Raw genomic sequence first — 16,667 nt, 5'->3', positions numbered from 1 at the left:
GGACGAGCCGTCCCACGATCACCGACGACCCGGACGACCGGGCGATCCGATATCGCACGCCGATCCTGCGATCGAGGCGGACTCGGACAGCCCCGCCGAGGGGCTCCCGCGCCGGAACCGCTCCCGATGGTCACGCGCGGTCAGCACATCGGCCGACAGCGAAGCTCCCGGAGACACCGACACCGACCCCCCGGACCGGAGTACCGACCGGCGCGCGCCGCGCCGCCCGGTCCCCGGTGACGAGCAGGCCGCCGCCGACCTGGTCCGCCGCAAACTCCGCGGCATGCCCACCGACCTCGACCGCGCCAAGGCCACCCGCCGCCTGGTCGACATGCTCGCCCGCCGCGGCTACAGCCCCGCCATCGCCTACGCGGTCGTCAAAGCCGAACTGGCCGAGGCCGATCGCTGAGCCAGGTGACGAGCTTTCCGAGTGCTGCTCGACTTCGGCAGTTGGGCATCGCCGCGAGGATGTCGCCGCTAGGCGGCGTGAGGGCGACGGCGCGAGGATCGTGCTGCCTCCCGGGGCATGGGCGCGAGGGCGGCGAGTCCGGTGGCGGGAACGGCTCCGTGTGGGAGGTCCGGCGCGTAAGATGACTTCGCGCCGGTGAAACGTGTTTTCGCGCAGGCGGATTCGAGCGCCGCAGAATGCGGCGGGGGTGTGGTAACCGGGTGTTTCACCTGTGGTCGGGGTGGGCATTCCGGGGGACAGGGCCTGGTGTGGCCGCCGAACTACGGGGAGGTGGACCCTGGACGCGTTGTGGTCGTTCGTGGTGAACCGGCGCGAGCAGCTGCTGGTCGATTCGTACCTGCATGTGTCGGCGGTGGTGCAGTCGCTGGCGCTGGCGACGATCGTCGCGGTGCTGGTCGGGGTGCTCGTGTACCGGAGCCCGCTCGGCTCGGCCGCCGCGACAGCGACCGCGGGAGCGATCCTCACGGTGCCCTCGTTCGCGCTGCTCGGGCTGTTGATCCCCTTCCTCGGGCTCGGCGTCGGGCCGACGATCGTGGCGCTGGTGCTGTACGCGCTGTTGCCGATCCTGCGCAACACCGTGCTCGGGCTGTCGTCGGTGGATCCGGCGGTGATCGACGCCGCGCGCGGCGTCGGGATGAACCGGCTGCGGCTGCTGAGCACCATCGAACTGCCGCTGGCCTGGCCGTCGATCCTCGCCGGAATGCGGGTCAGCACCCAAATGATCATGGGCATTCTGGCCCTGGCCGCCTATGCCAAAGGCCCCGGCCTGGGCAACCTCATCTTCTCCGGGCTCTCGCGCCTGGGCAGCCCGAACGCGGTGCCGCAGGCGCTGACCGGGACCGTGCTCATCGTCGTGCTCGCGCTCGCGCTCGACGGCGTCCTGCTGCTGCTCGGCCGCCTCACCATCTCGAGGGGAATTCGTGACTGACACCGAAACCAGCACCGGCGCCGCCGCATCCGCGGTCTCCGGGGTCGAGATCGTCCTCGACCGGGTCACCAAGCGTTATCCCGACCAGCCGGATCCGGCGGTCGAGGAGGTCAGCATGACCATCCCGGCGGGGGAGATCGTGGTCCTGGTCGGCCCCTCCGGGTGCGGCAAGACCACCACCATGCGGATGATCAACCGGCTGATCGAACCGACCTCCGGCACCGTCACGATCGGCGGCCGCGACGCCGCGGGCATCGACGCCGACGAATTGCGGCGCGGTATCGGCTATTCCATCCAGCAGGCCGGCCTGTTCCCGCACCTGACCGTCGCCAAGAACATCGCCACGGTTCCCGGCCTGCTCGGCTGGGACCGCACACGCACCCGAGCCCGTGTCGACGAGATGCTCGCCCTCGTCGGTCTCGACCCCGCCGTGTATCGCGGTCGCTATCCGCGCCAGCTCTCCGGCGGTCAGCAACAGCGCGTCGGGGTGGCCAGGGCGCTGGCGGCCGACCCGCCGGTGCTGCTGATGGACGAGCCGTTCGGCGCCGTCGACCCGATCACCCGCGCGCTGCTGCAGGACGAATTGCTGCGCCTGCAAGGCGAACTCGGCAAGACCATCGTCTTCGTCACCCACGATTTCGGTGAGGCCGTGAAACTGGGCGACCGGATCGCGGTCCTGGGCGACCGGTCCCGCATCCTCCAGTACGACACCCCGGCGGCGATCCTGGCCGCGCCTGCCGACGAGACGGTCGCCGGTTTCGTCGGCAACACCGCCACCATCGACCGCCTCGGCCTGGCCGTGCTGGCCGATCTCGACCTGGACCAGGGCATCGCCGTCGCCGAGGACACCGCCCCGGCCGACCTCACCGACCGCCTGCACACGGCGCGGCAGGACTGGGGCATCGTCCTGGCCGCCGACCGGACCCCGATCCGCCGGATCGCGACAGGTGAACTCGCCCACGCGGATTCGCTGCGGGACCTCGGCACCCCGATCCAGACCACGCTGCCCACCGACGCGACCCTGCAGGACGCCCTCGCGATCCTGCTGACCGAACGCACCGCCTCGGCCGTGGTCGTCGACGGCACCGGCGCGTTCGCCGGCGTCGTCACCGTCGACACTCTGATCAGCCACCTGGCCGCCGCCGGGGCCGCCGAAACGGCGCGGGCATGAGCGCGGCGCAGGTCGCGCTCCGGTGCGCTGCTCGGCCGGTCGACAGCACTCGCACTCGACAGGTCGGTGACCGGCCCGGCGGGAGGACCGATCACCGCGGACACCGACGGCTTCCGGTCGGCGACGGGCTTGCCCGACCGTCGGCCGTGCCCGTCGTGCTGCGGACGGCGCGTCGTGCCGACGGTTCGTCCGCCGACCGGCCGGTGTTCGACCGGGTGTTCGCCGTCCACGGCGCCGCCGCAGGCCCCACACCGCGGCCTCGGAGGTTCGAATGACGAATCCTGTTCCCGCCCCGCCGCGTTCGATGACGGACGGGACGGCCGCCGTCGCCGTACCGGGCGCGCAGCGGCGCGCCGAGTTCCTGCGGTTGCTGGTCCAGCCCGTGATCGTGCTGATCCTCACCGTCGGGGTGCTGGTGTGGGCGTTCCGGCGCGATCTCACGCTCACCCAGCAGGCGAGCATCAGCGTCGGCAATATCGCCGAGGTCACCTGGCAGCACATCCTGATCACCGCGGCGGTGGTGATCATCGTCGTCGCGGTAGCGGTGCCGCTGGGTACGCTGCTGACCCGGCCCGGATTCCGCGGGCTCGCACCGATCTTCGTCGGCATCGCCAATATCGGTGCCTCGGCGCCCGCCATCGGCCTGATCGTGCTGTGCTACCTGGTCACCCGGACCACCGGATTCTGGGTGGGGGTCGCGCCGATCGCGTTCTGTTCGCTGCTGCCGGTGCTGCGCAACACGATCCTGGGTTACCAGGAGGTGGATCCGACGCTCGTCGACGCCGGTCGCGGGCAAGGGATGTCGTCGGTGCAGGTGCTGCGGCGCATCGAGTTCCCGCTCGCGGTGCCCTACATCCTGGCCGGCCTGCGCACCTCGCTGGTGCTGGCCGTCGGCACCGCGACGCTGTCGTTCCTGGTGAGCGCGGGCGGCCTCGGCATCCTCATCGATACCGGGTACAAGCTGCGCGACACCGTCACGTTGACCGTGGGCGCGGTGCTGGCCGTCGCCCTGGCCCTGTTGGTCGACTGGCTGGGCGCGCTGGCCGAGCAGTTCCTCGGACCGAGGGGGTTGCGGTGAGGATCACCCGATGGTTGCGTGGGCTCGCGCCCGTGGCCGGTGTGCTGCTGATCGCGAGTTGCGGTCTGCAGTCGGGCGGTTCGGTGCCGCTGCCGGTGGGACCGGGCAGCATCGTGGCCGTGCCCGCCCTCGACGGCGTCGCGGTCACCGTGGGTTCCAAGGACTTCACCGAGGCCAATATCCTCGGCTATCTGATCGAATTCGCGCTCACGGCGGCGGGCGCGAATGTGCGTGACCTGACCAATATCCAGGGCTCCAACAGCCTGCGCGACGCCCAGTTGCACGGTCAGGTCGACATCGCCTACGACTACACCGGCACCGGCTGGATCAACTACCTGGGCAACGAGACGCCCGAACCGGACGAGGTGCGCCAGTTCGAACTCGTCCGGGACGCCGATCGCGCCGAGCACGACATGGTGTGGGCCGCGATGGCGCCGATGAACAACACCTACGCCCTGGTCGCGAGCAGGCGCACCGCCGAGGAGACCGGCGTGCGCACGCTGTCGGACTACGCTGCGCTGATCGCGAAGGACCCGGCCGCGGCCGCCACCTGCGTGGGCACCGAGTTCAACGTCCGCCAGGACGGTTACCCGGGGATGGCCCGCAAGTACGGCATCGATGTCGGTGCGGTGCAGAAACAGATCGTCCAGGACGCGCTGGTCTATCAGGCGACCGCCGACGCCGAGCAGTGCCGGTTCGGCTCGGTCGCGGCCACCGACGGCCGCATCCCGGCGCTGGATCTGGTACTGCTCGACGACGACCGCGGCTTCTTCCCGAAGTACAACGCCGCGCTCGTCATGCACGGACCCTTCGCCGACGCGCACCCCGAGGTCGCCGCGCTCATGGCACCCATCTCCGCCCGCCTGACCAACGCGGTGATCACCGAGCTCAACCGCCAGGTCGACATCGGCGGTCGCGAACCGGCCGACGTCGCGCGCGACTGGATGGTCGCCGAGGGGCTGGTCACCGTCGGCTGACCCCTCGCGACGGTTTGCCGAACTGTTACCGGGCTTCGCCCGAGATGTCCGAAACGCGGGACTCCTTCACACCGCACGCTCAGCTTCCCGGGCCATGATGGACGACGGTGGTGACACCGGCAACCGAAACGCGGAGCGGCGTGGGGGTCCGCTTCCCGACTGGGAGGATGACGCATGACGATCGAATTCCGCAAGGTGACCGTCCTGGGGACGGGGGTGCTCGGATCCCAGATCGCGTTCCAGACCGCCTTCCACGGGTTCGACGTGACCGCCTACGACATCGACGACAAGGCGATCACCGCCGCACGTGGCCGATTCGACGAGCTCGCCAAGGTGTATCAGCAGGACGTCGAAGGCGCGGATGCGAGCAACACCGCAGCGACCGCCGCGGGCATCACGCTGACCACCGATCTGGCGGCCGCGGCGGCCGAGGCGGACCTGATCATCGAGGCGGTGCCCGAGGTGCTCGAGATCAAGCGCGACCTCTACGGCAAGCTCGGGGCGCTGGCGCCCGAACGCACCGTGTTCGCGACGAACTCCTCGACGCTGCTGCCCAGCGACATCGTCGACTACACCGGCCGCGCCGACCGGTTCCTGGCGCTGCACTTCGCCAACCACGTCTGGAAGTTCAACACCGCCGAGGTCATGGGCACCGAGCGGACCGATCCGGCGGTGTTCCAGGCGGTGGTCGCGTTCGCGACGGCCATCGGCATGGTGCCGATCGAATTGCACAAGGAGAAGGCCGGTTACGTTCTCAACTCGCTGCTGGTGCCGTTCCTGAATTCCGGCATCGAGCTGGCCGCGGGCGGATACGCCGAACCCGCCGCGGTCGACGAGACCTGGCGCATCGCCACCGGCGCCCCGATGGGCCCGTTCCAGATCCTCGACATCGTCGGCCTGACCACCCCCTACAACATCCTGATCAACGGCAGCGACGCGCACAAGAAGCTCGCGGCCTGGCTCAAGGAGAACTACATCGACAAGGGCAAGCTCGGCGCCGCCACCGGGGAGGGGTTCTACCGCTACACCGCGTAGTCCCGCTCGACATCGCCGGAACGGACAGAGGAGTCGGATGTACTACAGCAGTGGCAACTACGAAGCGTTCGCCCGTCCGCGCAAACCCCAAGGGGTGGAAGACAAGTCGGCGTGGTTCGTCGGCGCAGGCCTGGCGTCGCTGTCGGGCGCGGCCTTCCTGATCAGGGACGGGCAGATGTCCGGCGACCGGATCACCGTGCTGGAGCGGCTGAAGCTGCCCGGCGGTGCGCTCGACGGCATCAGGGAACCGAAGAAGGGCTTTGTCATCCGCGGTGGGCGCGAGATGGAGAACCACTTCGAATGTCTGTGGGATCTCTACCGTTCGGTGCCGTCCCTGGAGATAGAGGGCGCCAGCGTCCTCGACGAGTTCTACTGGCTCAACAAGGACGACCCGAACTTCTCGCTCCAGCGCGCCACCGTGCGACGCGGCCAGGACGCGCACACCGACGGCCTGTTCACCCTCACCGACCGCGCGCAGAAGGACATCGTGAAGGTGTTCCTCGCCACCCGCGAGCAGATGGAGAACAAGCGCATCGACGAGGTGTTCGGCGCGGACTTCCTGGCCAGCAATTTCTGGCTGTACTGGCGCACGATGTTCGCGTTCGAGGAATGGCACAGCGCGCTCGAGATGAAGCTGTACCTGCACCGCTTCATCCACCACATCGGCGGCCTGCCGGACTTCTCGGCGCTGAAGTTCACCAAGTACAACCAGTACGAGTCGCTGGTGCTGCCGCTGTATCGGTGGCTGCTCGACCAGGGTGTGCGGTTCCGCTTCGACACCGAGGTCACCGACGTCGATTTCGACATCACCGGGCCGCGCAAACAAGCCACCCGGCTGCGCTGGGTGTCCGAGGGCGTCGACGGCGGCGTCGATCTGACGGCGAACGATCTGCTGTTCGTCACCATCGGCTCGCTCACCGAGAACTCCGACGAAGGCGATCAGCACACGCCCGCGAAACTCGACGAGGGCCCGGCCCCGGCCTGGGATCTGTGGCGGCGGATCGCGGCCAAGGACCCCGCGTTCGGTCATCCCGACGTCTTCGGCGGCCACATCCCGGAGACCAAATGGGAATCGGCCACGGTCACCACCCTCGACGAGCGGATTCCGCGTTACATCCAGAAGATCTGCAAGCGGGACCCGTTCAGCGGCAAGGTCGTCACCGGCGGCATCGTGACGGTGCGGGACTCGTCCTGGCTGATGAGCTGGACGGTGAACCGGCAGCCACACTTCAAACAACAGCCCGCCGACCAGATCGTGGTGTGGGTGTACGCGCTCTTCGCCGACAAGCCCGGCGATTTCGTGCGCAAGTCGATGCAGGACTGCACCGGGGCGGAGATCACCCAGGAATGGCTCTACCACCTGGGCGTGCCCGAGGCGGAGATCCCGGAGATGGCCGCCGACGCGGCGACCTGCGTGCCGGTGATGATGCCGTACGTGACGGCGTTCTTCATGCCGCGCCAGGCGGGCGACCGGCCCGACGTGGTGCCCGCCGGCGCGGTGAACTTCGCCTTCATCGGCCAGTTCGCCGAGACCACCCGCGACTGCATCTTCACCACCGAGTACTCGGTGCGCACCGGCATGGAGGCGGCCTACCGGCTGCTCGACATCGAACGTGGGGTGCCGGAGGTGTACGCCTCCACCTACGACATCCGCTCGCTACTGGCGGCGACCAGCCGGTTGCGGGACGGCGAGGAGATGAGCCTGCCCGGACCGGACTTCGTCCGGCACCGGCTGCTGAAGAAGCTCGACGACACCGAGATCGGGCCGCTGCTGCGCGAGTTCGGCCTCGTCGGCGAGGACTAGGGGACACAACGCGGGGCCCGATCCGTCCGGACCGGGCCCCGCGGCGTGTTCGCTGAGCTAGTTCTTGGTGATGTCCACGCCGGGAGCGGCGTCGGTGACGATCGAGTCGGCGGCCAGCACGGCGCCGCCGCCCCGCTTGCGCCGCGACCGCAGCCGCTTCTCCAGCGTCGTCGCCAGGAAGGTCAGCGCCAGGTTCAGCGAGATCATGATCAGCGCCACGACGATCAGCGCGGGGATGGTGTTCTGCTGCGAGGCACCCTCCTGCTGACCGGCGCGCACCAGTTCCACATAGGTGATCTGGTAGCCCAGCGCGGTGTCCTTGAGCACGACCACCATCTGCGACACCAGGGCGGGCAGCATCGCCGTGACCGCCTGCGGCAGCAGGATCAGGCGCATCAGCTGGGTCTTGCGCAGGCCCAGCGCCACCGCGGCCTCGGTCTGGCCCTTGGGCAGCGACCGGATACCCGCGCGCACGATCTCGGCGATGACCGAGGCGTTGTAGATCACCAGCGCGATGACGACCGCGGCCAGCGCCAGGTCGTCGGAGCGGAAGACCTTGTACTCGCCGAAGACGGCGAACAGGAAGATCATCAGGATCAGCACCGGGATCGCCCTGGCCAGCTCGACGATCGCGCCCGCGGTCCAGCGGATCCACTTGTGATCCGACAGCCGCAGGATGCCGAAGATCATGCCGAAGATCAGCGCGAACACGATCGAGATGACCGCCGCGGTCAACGTGCCCCGCAGACCGGGCAGCAGGTAGGTCTCCCAGACGCCCGCTTCCAGGAACGGCTTCCACTTGGCCGCGGTGAACTGACCCTGCTCGTCGAACGCGTCGAACAGCAGCCAGCCGAAACCGGCCAGCGCGAGCACGACCAGGACCGAGTAGAGGTGATGCCGCAGGCGCGCGCGGGGGCCCGGCGCGTCGAAGAGGACCGAAGCTGCGCTCATCGGGCTACCTCGAATCGCTTGGCCAGCCAGCCGAAGAACAGGCCGGTCGGCAGGGTGAGAATGACGAAGCCGAGGGCGAAGATCGCACCGATCGCGAGCAGCGCGGCCTCGTTCTCGTTCATCTCGCTCATCAGGAAGGCGGCCTCGCCGACACCGATCACCGAGGCGATGGTCGAGTTCTTCGTCAGGGCGATCAGCACACTGCCCAGCGGGGCGATGACCGCGCGGAAGGCCTGCGGCAGCACCACCAGGCGCAGGTTCTGCGCGAAGCCGAAGCCGAGCGAGCGGCCCGCTTCGGACTGGCCCAGCGGCACCGTGTTGATGCCCGAGCGCAGCGACTCGCACACGAAGGCCGCCGTGTAGACGCTCAAGCCGACGATCGCCCAGCGATAGTTGTTGTCCGAGAGCGAATCACCGGCCAGCTTCCAGCCCAGGGTCGTGTACAGGCCCAGCGAGCAGAACACGATGATCAGCGTCAGGGGGGTGTTGCGGAAGATCGAGACGTAGGCGGAGCCGACCCAGCGCGCGACCGGGATGGGGGACACGCGCATGGCGGCGACGAGGGTGCCGAGGAGCAGCGCGCCGATCGCGGAGAAGAACGTCAGCTTGATGGTCACCCAGAAGGCGTCGAGGATTTCGGAGTCGTACCTCGAGATCAGGTCGAACACGGACGCGCGTCCTCCGATCGATGTGTAAGGGCCAGCAGGACTCGACCGCGGTGGCGGCCCGGGACTCCCGGACCGCCACCGCGGCGGTGATCAGTAGCGGTCGACGGTCGGCGGCTGCGGGATCGCGAAACCGGTGCCGGCGAAGGACTTCTCCAGCGCGGCCTTCCACGAACCGTCGGCGATCATCGCCTCGATCGCGTCGTTGATCTTGGTGCGCGCCTCGGTCTCGCCCTTCTTGATACCGATGCCGTACTTCTCGGTGGTGAAGGGCTTGTTGACCAGCTTGTAGGAGCCCGGCGACTGCGCGGCGTAACCGGCGAGGATGACGTTGTCGGTGGTCACCGCGTCCATCGCGCCGCCCCGCAGCGCCTCGATGCACAGCGAGTAGGTGTCGTAGGTCTGCAGCTGCGCCTGCGGGAACTTGTCCTTGATGTTCTGGGCCGGGGTGGAGCCCTTCACCGAGCACACCTTCTTGCCCGCCAGCGAGTCCGGGCCGGTGATGTCGGTGTTGTCGGCGCGCACCAGCAGGTCCTGACCGGCGATGTAGTACGGGCCGGCGAAGTCGACCTTCTCCTTGCGCTTGTCGGTGATCGAGTAGGTCGCGACGACGTAGTCGACCTGACCGTTCTCGAGCAGCGTCTCGCGCTGCGCCGACGGCGACTCCTTGAAGGTGATGTTCTCCGGCTTCACGCCGAGCTTGTCGGCCACGTACTTGGCCACCTCGACGTCGAAGCCGCTGTAGGTGCCGTCGGTGTTGCGCAGGCCCAGACCCGGCTGGTCGAACTTGATGCCGACGGTCAGCTTGCCGTCCTTGGCGTGGTCGAGCACCGACCCCTCGTCACCGCCGCCACAGCCCGCGGTGAGCGTGGCAGCCAATGCCAGTGCCGCGGCGCCGATTCCGACCCGCATCGCACGATTGATCCTCATCGAGTGTCCTTCTCCTGGTGATGGGTGGTGGTCAGTGACTGAGAATTTTGCCGAGGAAGTCCTTGGCCCGGTCCGAGGCGGGTGCGGTGAAGAAGGTCTCCGGCGCGGTGTCCTCGACGATCTCGCCGTCGGCCATGAACAGCACGCGGTCGCCGGCCCGGCGGGCGAAGCCCATCTCGTGGGTCACGACGAGCATCGTCATGCCCTCCTTGGCGAGCGAGACCATCACCTCGAGCACTTCGTTGACCATCTCCGGGTCCAGCGCGGAGGTGGGCTCGTCGAAGAGCATCACCTTCGGGTCCATCGCCAGCGAGCGGGCGATCGCGACGCGCTGCTGCTGGCCGCCGGAGAGCTGGGCGGGGTACTTGTCGGCCTGGTTGGCGATGCCGACCCGGTCGAGCAGGGCCAGCGCGTGCTTGCGCGCCTCGTCCTTCTTGATGCCGCGCACCTTCAGCGGCGCGAGCATGACGTTGTCGAGAATCGTCTTGTGCGCGAACAGATTGAACGACTGGAACACCATGCCGACCTCGGCGCGCAGCGCGGCCAGCGCCTTGCCCTCGGCGGGCAGCGCGACGCCGTCGATGGCGATGTCGCCGGAGTCGATCGGTTCGAGCCGGTTGATGGTGCGGCACAGGGTGGACTTCCCCGAGCCCGAGGGGCCGAGGACGATCACGACCTGCCCGCGGGGGACTTCCAGGTTGATGTGGCGCAGGACGTGGAGTTCACCGAAGTGTTTGTCCACGTTGCGCATCGAGATCATCGGCGGCGCGCCAGCAGTGGCGGCGGCGTCGGCTTTCCCGGTCGCGGGTGCGGCGTCGTCGGTCATGGTCAGAAACCTTAGGCGTTCTTCGGAGATTTGCCCGGCTTTCCGTGACTCGCCGCCACGGCACGCCGAAACGACACCGGCCGGTAACCTGCCGGTACCACGGGCGACTCCCGGACGCGACGCAGACCACATCAGGGGCGGGCCGTACCCTGGACGGGTGGATTCGAACGGACAGAACGCGACGGAGCGCGCGGTGACGCAGGCGCGCAGTTACGAGGTCCGCACCTTCGGCTGCCAGATGAACGTACACGACTCCGAACGCTTGTCCGGCCTGCTCGAAGACGCGGGCTATGTGAAGGCCGCGCCCACCGACACCCCCGACCTGGTGGTGTTCAACACCTGCGCGGTGCGCGAGAACGCCGACAACAAGCTCTACGGCACCTTGGGCCACCTGGCGCCGGTGAAGCAGGGCAGGCCCGGCATGCAGATCGCCGTCGGCGGCTGCCTGGCGCAGAAGGACCGCGAGACCGTCGTGCGCAAGGCGCCCTGGGTCGACGTGGTGTTCGGCACACACAACATCGGCTCGCTGCCGGTGCTGCTCGAGCGGGCTCGGCACAACGAGGAAGCCCAGGTCGAGATCCTCGAATCGCTCGAGGCGTTCCCCTCGACGCTGCCCGCCAAGCGGGAATCGGCCTACGCCGGCTGGGTGTCGATCTCGGTGGGCTGCAACAACACCTGCACCTTCTGCATCGTGCCCGCGCTGCGCGGCAAGGAGGTCGACCGCCGCCCCGGTGACGTGCTCGCCGAGGTGCAGGCGCTGGTCGATCAGGGCGTGCTCGAGGTGACGCTGCTCGGCCAGAACGTCAACTCCTACGGCGTGAACTTCGTGGACCCGGAACAGCCGCGTGATCGCGGGGCCTTCGCCCAGCTGCTGCGCGCGACCGGACAGATCGAAGGCCTCGAGCGGGTGCGGTTCACCTCCCCGCATCCGGCCGAGTTCACCGACGATGTCATCGAGGCGATGGCGCAGACCCCGACCGTCTGCCCGCAGCTGCACATGCCGCTGCAGTCCGGGTCGGACCGGGTGCTCAAGGCGATGCGTCGCTCCTACCGCAAGGAGCGCTTCCTGGGCATCATCGACAAGGTGCGCGCGGCGATGCCGCACGCCTCGATCACCACCGACATCATCGTGGGCTTCCCCGGCGAGACCGAGGAGGACTTCCAGGAGACCCTGGACGTGGTGCGCCGGGCGCGGTTCACCAGCGCCTACACCTTCCAGTACTCCAAGCGGCCGGGAACCCCGGCCGCCGAACTGCCCGACCAGCTGCCCAAGGCGGTGGTGCAGGAGCGCTACGACCGGCTGATCGCCCTGCAGGAGCAGGTCTCGCTCGAAGCCAACCAGGCGTTGATCGGCACCGAGGTGGAACTGCTCGTCGCCGACGGCGCGGGCAAGAAGAACGCCGCCACCGCCCGGATGAGCGGTCGCGCGCGCGACGGCAGGCTGGTGCACTTCCGGCCCGGCACCGACGCGGGGATCCGCCCGGGCGACATCGTCGTCGTCCACATCACCGAGGCCGCGCCCCACCACCTGATCGCCGACGGCGCGGTGAAGTCGCACCGGCGCACCAGGGCGGGCGACGCGCACGAGCGCGGCGTGACGCCGAAGACCGAACCGATCGGCGTCGGCCTGGGGCTGCCGCGGATCGGCGCGCCCGCGGTCGAGCCGGTCACCAGTGGCTGCTCGACCGGCTGCTCGTGAGCTCGACGCCGGAGGACCCCGAACCTACTACCGGTCGTAGTGGGTCGGGTGCCGACGGCGCGGACGGTGATGGCACAGTAGAGCCGGGCGCACACGAGACCAGCAACGATCAGCCTGCGAACAGGAGCGACAACGCGGTGAACCGGGTGGACGACAAGGAATTCGAACAGTTCCGCGGCGAACTCGACGCGGTGGAACGCCGCATCGCCGGCGAGATCGATCCCGGCGCGCGGGCGCTGGTCGTGGCGGGCGCGGTCTTCGCGCTGCTGATCTCGCTGGTGCTGCCGACCGCGGGCACCGCGCGCGGGTTCGACGTGCTGCTCAACACCGAGGCCGCGGGGGTCGAGCACATCGGCCTGCCCTCGCGGATCTTCGTCTGGCTGGTCATCGTCTTCGGTGTCGGCTTCTCGCTGCTGGCGCTGACCACCCGCCGCTGGGTGCTGGCCTGGCTGGCCTGCGCGGGCTCGGCGGTCGGCAGCGTGTTCGGCGTGCTGTCGATCTGGCACCGGCAGACCCCCGGCCTGGGCAACTACGAGGGCGCCGGCCCCGGCATCGGCCTGATCCTGGGCACCATCGCGATCATGGTGCTCACCTTCCACTGGATTCGCGTGGTCTGGAGCCGCACCGCCGTGCAGCTCGCCGCCGAGGAGCAGCGCCGCAACGCCGCGCGCGAGGCCGAGGAACGCGATCGTAAGCGCCTGACCGGCGAATAGCCCGCGGAACGAGTGAACCCCCGACCATCCGGTCGGGGGTTCACTCGTTTCGCGAGCTCAGCGGTTGCTGACCGCGCCTTCGGCGGCCTCGGCCCATTCACGCCACTGCTTGGCCTGCTCGAGCGCCTTCTCCGCGTCGCGCTTCTTGCCCGCCGCGGTGGCCTTGGCGGCCTGCTCCTCGAACTGGGCGACCCGCTCGCGGAACTGCGCGGCGCGCGCCACCGCCTCCGGATCGGTGCGCCGCCACTGCTGGTCGGCGGCGTCGCGCACGCGCTTCTCGATGGCGCGCAGCTTGCCTTCCAGCTCCTGCATGCGCTCGCGCGGCACCTTGCCGACGGCGTCCCACTTGTCCTGCAGCTCGCGCAGGGCGTTGCGGGCGGCGTCGAGCCCGGTGGCCGGGTCGATGTGCGCGTAGGCGCGCAGCAGCTCCTCCTTGGCGGTGGCGTTGTGCTCGAACTCGGCGTCGCGCTCGGAGACCGCCGCGTTGCGCGCGGCGAAGAACACGTCCTGGGCGCTCTTGAACCGCCGCCACAGCGCCTCGTCGGCCTCGCGCGGGGCGCGGCCCGCCGCCTTCCACTCGGTGAGCAGGTCGCGGAATACCGCGGCCGTGCCGGTCCAGTCGGTCGAGCCCGACAGTTCCTCGGCGCGTACGCACAGCTCTTCCTTGCGCGTCTTCGCCGAAGCGCGCTCGCGGTCGAGCTCGGCGAAGTGCGCGCCGCGCCTGCGGTTGAACGCCTCGCGGGCCTTGGAATAGCGCTTCCACAGAGCGTCGTCGACCTTGCGGTCGACCCCGCGGATGGACTTCCACTCGTCGAGGATCTCGCGCAGCCGGTCGCCCGCGTGCTTCCACTGGGTGGACTCGGCGGCGATCTGCTCGGCCTCGGCGGCAAGGGCTTCCTTGCGCTCGGTGTGCTCGTGCCGGGCGCGCTCCTTCTCCTCCTTGGCGTGCGCGGCGGCCTCTTCGGAGTGCTCGGTGATCGCCTGCAGACGCACGGCCAGACCGTCGATATCGCCGATGACGGCCGCGGTCGGCAGTGTCTCGGCGATCGCGAGTGCGGCCGCCTTGGTCTTGCGGGCGTCGGCGCCCGCGGCCAGCCTGGCCTCGAGCAGCGCCACCTCGGTGGCCAGGTCGTCGAAGCGGCGGCCGAAGTGCTCGAGTCCCTCGGCGGCGTCGCCCGCCTGCCAGGACCCGATGATCCGCTCGCCGTCGGCGGTCTTGACCCACGCGGTGCCGTCCTCGTCGACCCGGCCCCACTTGCTGGGGTCGGTGACCGTCGGCACGACGACCGGGTGCGGATGGGGTTGATCGGGGCCCGGCGCCGGTTTCACGGCGTGTGGCTTCGGCGGACGCGGAGACTTTCCGCCGGGCTTGGGGGTACCGGACGGTCGCGGGCCCGGACCGGGGGTGGGCTTCGCGGTTCCGTTGCTGTCGGTCATTGCTCTCCGTCCCTGCCGCGCGTCACGGCTGCCTGGTTACGCCCTAGCACATCCCATTGAACCCGGTCGGAGCCGAGGAAACCATCGATCCGAGTGATCGGATGCCGGATTTCCTGGGATTTCGTCCCGGACGACGTGGGTAGTCGCACCTGAAAACACTAGCAATCTCGGCGGGCATCACCGCGCCGGACACTCGCAGACGGCTGCCCGGTCGCGGTGCGGCGGGTGCGGCCTCCGGCGCGCGATACGGCTACGGTTACCGCGTGTTCTCGATAGCGGCCCTGGTCCCGTCGCCGCCGATGCTGGTGCCCGAACTGTGCGGGCGCCGGGTGGCAGCGGGCAGTGATCCCGACGACCCGACCGCGGTGCTGCGCGCCGCCGCCCTCGACGCCGTGGCCACGCTCGCCGCCGCGACCGACCGCTGGACGGTCGTCGGCGTCGGCGCGCGCGACCAGAACTTCGCGTCCACGACCAGAGGGACGTTCCGTGGCTTCGGCGCCGACGTCGTCGTCGGGCTCGGCCCGGCGGGGCCGGACGCGGCCCCAGCAGACCCCCAGCTTCCCCTGCCGGTCCTGGTCGCCGGATGGTTGCGCGAGCAGGTCGCCCCCGGGATCTCGGTGACGGCGCGGCTGCTGGCCGCCGACACCGCGCCCGCGGACTGTGCCAGGGCGGGCGCGGCGCTGCGGGCCGAACTCGACGCAGACCCCGCCCCGCACGCGGTGCTGGTCGTCGCCGACGGCGCGGCGACGCTCACGGTCGCGGCGCCCGGATACCTGGACGAGCGGGCGGCGCCGGTCCAGGACGCGCTCGACGCCGCCCTGCGCGCCGGCTCGCGGACCGGGCTGGCGGTCCTGGACCCCGCGCTGTGCGCGCAACTGCTGCTCGACGGGCGGGCCGCCTATCAGGTGCTCGGCGGTCTGTTCGCCACCGATTCGGCCGATCCACGGGTGCGTACCCTCTATCAGGGCGCACCCTATGGTGTCGGCTACGACGTGAGCGTGTGGGAACCCGGTGGACAGGAAGGTAGCGACGAGTGACGAGCTGGCCCGGGCGCCCCATCGCGGTCGTCGGCCCCACCGCCACCGGCAAGTCCGATCTCGCGCTCGACCTGGCCGAACGGCTCGACGGCGAGATCGTCAACATCGACGCGATGCAGCTCTACCGCGGAATGGACGTCGGCACCGCCAAGCTGCCGCCCGACCAGCGCCGTGGCATTGCGCACCACCTGCTCGACGTGCTCGAGGTCACCGAGACCGCGACGGTCGCCGCCTACCAGCGCGAGGCGAGCGCGATCGTCGAGGACATCATGGCGCGCGGGCGCACTCCGGTGATCGTCGGCGGCTCGATGATGTATGTGCAGGCCCTGCTGGACCAGTGGGACTTCCCGGCCACCGACCCGGCGGTGCGCGCCCGCTGGGAGGCATTGCTCGCCGAGGGCGGCGTGGCCGCCGTGCACGCGGCGCTGCGCGCGGCCGATCCGGTCGCGGCCGCCACCATCCTGCCCACCGACGGTCGCCGGATGGTGCGCGCGCTCGAGGTCGTCGAGCTGACCGGCCAGCCCTTCGCGGCCTCGGCGCCGACGATCGGCGCCCCCCGCTGGGACACGGCCATCCTCGGCGTCGACCGCGAGACCGCCGCCCTGGACGCCCGGATCGAGACCCGGACCGCCCTGATGTTCGACACCGGTCTGGTCGAGGAAGTGCGCGCCCTGATCGAGGTCGGCCTGCGCGAAGGCCAGACCGCCCGCCGCGCGATCGGCTACGCCCAGGTGCTGGCCCACCTCGACGGTGACTACGACCTCGCCCACGCCCGCGAGCGCACGCTGATCGGCACCCGCCGGTATGTGCGCAGGCAGCGGTCGTGGTTCCGCCGCGATCCCCGGGTGACCTGGGTCGACGGCGCCGACCCCGAGCTCGCCGCGACCGCGCTGGCCCGGCTCACCACGCACCAGACAGACCCGACAGGACGGACAGCGCAGTGACGC

Annotated in this window: 16 protein-coding genes; 11 read left to right on the top strand and 5 right to left on the bottom strand. The window is 69.8% G+C overall.

What is annotated here, in order from left to right; translation table 11 throughout:
* Positions 1-49: 49 nt before the first annotated feature.
* The 7 genes from Q7X29_RS33120 to Q7X29_RS24590 all read left to right on the top strand — a co-directional run bounded on the left by Q7X29_RS33120 (position 50) and on the right by Q7X29_RS24590 (position 7,462).
* Positions 50-409, top strand: coding sequence for a hypothetical protein (locus Q7X29_RS33120; protein WP_394358756.1), 360 nt, complete (start codon positions 50-52; stop codon positions 407-409).
* 337 nt (positions 410-746) lie between these two features.
* Positions 747-1,397 (top strand): ABC transporter permease, encoded by a 651-nt coding sequence (locus Q7X29_RS24615; protein WP_218716477.1) that lies wholly within the window; start codon positions 747-749, stop codon positions 1,395-1,397.
* Positions 1,390-2,568 (top strand): ATP-binding cassette domain-containing protein, encoded by a 1,179-nt coding sequence (locus tag Q7X29_RS24610; protein ID WP_316575500.1) that lies wholly within the window; start codon positions 1,390-1,392, stop codon positions 2,566-2,568. The genes Q7X29_RS24615 and Q7X29_RS24610 overlap by 8 nt, the downstream gene beginning before the upstream one ends.
* A 304-nt stretch (positions 2,569-2,872) precedes the next feature.
* Entirely contained in the window at positions 2,873-3,646 is a 774-nt protein-coding gene (locus tag Q7X29_RS24605; protein ID WP_218716478.1) for an ABC transporter permease, read from the top strand.
* Complete coding sequence (locus Q7X29_RS24600; RefSeq protein ID WP_218716468.1) at positions 3,643-4,623, top strand: glycine betaine ABC transporter substrate-binding protein; 981 nt, start codon at positions 3,643-3,645, stop codon at positions 4,621-4,623. Before Q7X29_RS24605 ends, Q7X29_RS24600 begins: the two co-directional genes overlap by 4 nt.
* Positions 4,624-4,797: 174 nt before the next feature.
* The gene (locus Q7X29_RS24595; protein ID WP_316575499.1) at positions 4,798-5,658 is read left to right on the top strand and encodes a 3-hydroxyacyl-CoA dehydrogenase; all 861 of its coding nucleotides are present in this window, start codon (positions 4,798-4,800) and stop codon (positions 5,656-5,658) included.
* A 37-nt stretch (positions 5,659-5,695) separates the two neighbouring features.
* A complete protein-coding gene (locus Q7X29_RS24590) occupies positions 5,696-7,462 on the top strand; it encodes an oleate hydratase (RefSeq protein ID WP_316575498.1) in 1,767 nt (588 codons plus the stop codon).
* Between the two features lie 57 nt (positions 7,463-7,519).
* Here Q7X29_RS24590 and Q7X29_RS24585 read toward each other — a convergent pair whose 3' ends face one another.
* The 4 genes from Q7X29_RS24585 to Q7X29_RS24570 form a co-directional block, all read right to left on the bottom strand.
* On the bottom strand, positions 7,520-8,413 hold the full coding sequence (locus Q7X29_RS24585; RefSeq protein ID WP_218716471.1) for an amino acid ABC transporter permease: 894 nt from the start codon (positions 8,411-8,413) through the stop codon (positions 7,520-7,522).
* Positions 8,410-9,081 carry an amino acid ABC transporter permease gene (locus tag Q7X29_RS24580; RefSeq protein ID WP_218716472.1) on the bottom strand — a complete coding sequence of 224 codons (672 nt, stop codon included), beginning with the start codon at positions 9,079-9,081 and terminating at the stop codon, positions 8,410-8,412. Before Q7X29_RS24580 ends, Q7X29_RS24585 begins: the two co-directional genes overlap by 4 nt.
* Before the next feature lie 90 nt (positions 9,082-9,171).
* Entirely contained in the window at positions 9,172-10,008 is an 837-nt protein-coding gene (locus Q7X29_RS24575) for a glutamate ABC transporter substrate-binding protein (protein ID WP_218716473.1), read from the bottom strand.
* Between the two features lie 31 nt (positions 10,009-10,039).
* The gene (locus tag Q7X29_RS24570) at positions 10,040-10,768 is read right to left on the bottom strand and encodes an amino acid ABC transporter ATP-binding protein (protein ID WP_218716479.1); all 729 of its coding nucleotides are present in this window, start codon (positions 10,766-10,768) and stop codon (positions 10,040-10,042) included.
* Positions 10,769-11,072: 304 nt separating this feature from the next.
* On the opposite strand from Q7X29_RS24570, the gene miaB reads away from it, so the two are divergent.
* Both miaB and Q7X29_RS24560 read left to right on the top strand, forming a co-directional pair.
* Positions 11,073-12,533: a tRNA (N6-isopentenyl adenosine(37)-C2)-methylthiotransferase MiaB gene (gene miaB / locus Q7X29_RS24565; RefSeq protein WP_316576333.1), complete on the top strand. Its 1,461-nt coding sequence runs from the start codon at positions 11,073-11,075 to the stop codon at positions 12,531-12,533.
* Between the two features lie 137 nt (positions 12,534-12,670).
* Complete coding sequence (locus Q7X29_RS24560; protein ID WP_218716474.1) at positions 12,671-13,246, top strand: Rv2732c family membrane protein; 576 nt, start codon at positions 12,671-12,673, stop codon at positions 13,244-13,246.
* Between the two features lie 57 nt (positions 13,247-13,303).
* Here Q7X29_RS24560 and Q7X29_RS24555 read toward each other — a convergent pair whose 3' ends face one another.
* A complete protein-coding gene (locus Q7X29_RS24555) occupies positions 13,304-14,683 on the bottom strand; it encodes a DUF349 domain-containing protein (protein ID WP_218716475.1) in 1,380 nt (459 codons plus the stop codon).
* A gap of 263 nt (positions 14,684-14,946) precedes the next feature.
* On the opposite strand from Q7X29_RS24555, the gene Q7X29_RS24550 reads away from it, so the two are divergent.
* Together Q7X29_RS24550 and miaA are read left to right on the top strand one after the other, a co-directional pair.
* Entirely contained in the window at positions 14,947-15,720 is a 774-nt protein-coding gene (locus tag Q7X29_RS24550; RefSeq protein WP_316575497.1) for a class III extradiol ring-cleavage dioxygenase family protein, read from the top strand.
* On the top strand, positions 15,717-16,664 hold the full coding sequence (miaA, locus tag Q7X29_RS24545) for a tRNA (adenosine(37)-N6)-dimethylallyltransferase MiaA (RefSeq protein WP_316575496.1): 948 nt from the start codon (positions 15,717-15,719) through the stop codon (positions 16,662-16,664). The genes Q7X29_RS24550 and miaA overlap by 4 nt, the downstream gene beginning before the upstream one ends.
* The last annotated feature ends 3 nt before the right edge of the window (positions 16,665-16,667 follow it).

This window comes from Nocardia canadensis (assembly GCF_032656385.1).
GTDB classification, from domain to species: domain Bacteria; phylum Actinomycetota; class Actinomycetes; order Mycobacteriales; family Mycobacteriaceae; genus Nocardia; species Nocardia canadensis.
The sequence above is the reverse complement of the archived record's forward strand: the minus strand, read 5'-3'. Positions and strand labels throughout refer to the sequence as shown.

Bases quoted from the DNA above. Each gene is read 5' to 3' on its own strand.
- Q7X29_RS24605 (WP_218716478.1), top strand. From the start codon at position 2,873: ATGACGGACGGGACGGCCGCCGTCGCCGTACCGGGCGCGCAGCGGCGC.
- Q7X29_RS24595 (WP_316575499.1), top strand. From the start codon at position 4,798: ATGACGATCGAATTCCGCAAGGTGACCGTCCTGGGGACGGGGGTGCTC.
- Q7X29_RS24590 (WP_316575498.1), top strand. From the start codon at position 5,696: ATGTACTACAGCAGTGGCAACTACGAAGCGTTCGCCCGTCCGCGCAAA.
- Q7X29_RS24585 (WP_218716471.1), bottom strand. From the start codon at position 8,413: ATGAGCGCAGCTTCGGTCCTCTTCGACGCGCCGGGCCCCCGCGCGCGC.
- Q7X29_RS24575 (WP_218716473.1), bottom strand. From the start codon at position 10,008: ATGAGGATCAATCGTGCGATGCGGGTCGGAATCGGCGCCGCGGCACTG.
- Q7X29_RS24570 (WP_218716479.1), bottom strand. From the start codon at position 10,768: ATGATCTCGATGCGCAACGTGGACAAACACTTCGGTGAACTCCACGTC.
- miaB (WP_316576333.1), top strand. From the start codon at position 11,073: ATGAACGTACACGACTCCGAACGCTTGTCCGGCCTGCTCGAAGACGCG.
- Q7X29_RS24555 (WP_218716475.1), bottom strand. From the start codon at position 14,683: ATGACCGACAGCAACGGAACCGCGAAGCCCACCCCCGGTCCGGGCCCG.